This is a genomic window from Streptomyces sp. NPDC002490, assembly GCF_040296045.1.
Taxonomy (GTDB): Bacteria; Actinomycetota; Actinomycetes; order Streptomycetales; family Streptomycetaceae; genus Streptomyces.
The window spans coordinates 1-1423 of sequence record NZ_JBEOWM010000136.1 but is presented as its reverse complement, the minus strand read 5'-3'; the positions used below and the strand labels follow the sequence as shown (position 1 = coordinate 1423).

At 69.6% G+C, this 1423-nt stretch carries 1 protein-coding gene; it reads right to left on the bottom strand.

From position 1 onward, the window contains the following. Nucleotides 1–18 precede the first annotated feature (18 nt). A complete protein-coding gene (locus ABT092_RS30945; RefSeq protein ID WP_351249830.1) occupies nt 19–1221 on the bottom strand; it encodes an IS110 family RNA-guided transposase in 1203 nt (400 codons plus the stop codon). Nucleotides 1222–1423: the final 202 nt, after the last annotated feature.

The window sequence follows — 1423 nt, the reverse complement described above, 5'->3', positions numbered from 1 at the left end:
GGAGTCTCAATGATGAAGTCAAGCCGCTTGCGCGACCGGCAGCTCGGGGGTGAAGACACGGTTGTCGCGCAGGAGAGCCCACAGGACGCTGGCCCGCCGCCGGGCCAGCGCGATGACAGCCTGGACGTGCTTGCAGCCCTCACCGCGCTTCTTGAGGTAGAAGTCCCGGTTCGGCCCCTCGCGCATCATGCTGGTCTGTGCAGACATGTAGAACACCCTGCGCAGGCGGCGGCTGTAGCGCTTTGGCCGGTGCATGTTGCCAGTCCGGCGGCCGGAATCGCGCGGGACGGGCACCAGCCCGGCCGCCGAGGCGAGATGCCCGGCGTCGGCGTAGGCCGTGAGGTCGCCGGCGGCGACGACGAACTCGGCTCCGAGGATCGGCCCCATGCCGGGAAGGGACTCGATGACCTCGGCCTGCGGATGGCTGCGGAACGTCTCGCGGATCTGCTGGTCGATCCGCTTCAGCCGGTCGTCCAGGGCCAGGATTTGCCCCGCCAGTTCGGCGACGATCTGCCCGGCGACGTCCTCGCCGGGCAGCGCGGTCTGCTGGGCCTGGGCCGCCTCCACGGCAGTCGCGGCGACCGCGTCGGCGCCGCGCACACTGCGGTTGGCCAGCCAGGCCGTCAGCCTCGCCCGGCCGCGGCGGCGGATCGCGGCGGGCGTCTGGTAACCAGTCAGCAGGACCAGTGCGCCCTTCTGCGAGCTGTAGTCGAAGGCCCGCTCCAGCGCGGGGAAGACACCGGTCAGCGTGTCGCGGAGGCGGTTGATCATCCGGACTCGATCGGCCACCAGGTCGGAGCGGCGAGCGGTCAGCAGTGCGAGGTCAGCGGCCAGCTGGGCGGGCACATCGATCGCCGCGAAGTCCCGCCGATTGCGCGCGGTTTCGGCGATGACGTAGGCGTCGCGGGCGTCGGTCTTCGCCTCGCCCCGGTAAGCGCCCGACATGCGGTTGACCGTGCGGCCGGGCACGTAGACGGCTTGCTGGCCGTGGGCCGCGAGCAGGGCCAGCAGCAGCGCGGAGGACGTACCGGAGATGTCCACTGCCCAATGGACCTCGTCGGCCAGGTCGAGGATCTCGCCCATGGCAGTCAGGATCGCCGACTCGTCGTTGTCGACCTTCTTCGACCACAGCGTCGCACCGGTCTCGTCGACCGCCGCCGCCCAGTGATGCCCCTTGCCCACGTCGATCCCGGCCCAGGCATGGTTCCGTCGCTCGCTCACTTGCCCCTCCTCGATCCGCACAGCATGCCGTCGACCCAAGGAACACCCCGCTGTCATCTCCGTAATCAGCGACCGAAGCGCACATCTCAATCAGCAGTCAGGGCGCCCCGGAGAGCCGGGCGGCCACTCCTTCGAAGCCACTGAAGGCAGAGAACCATAAGCCACACCCGGCCCTCCCGGGCCGCCTAACAACTTACGGAGA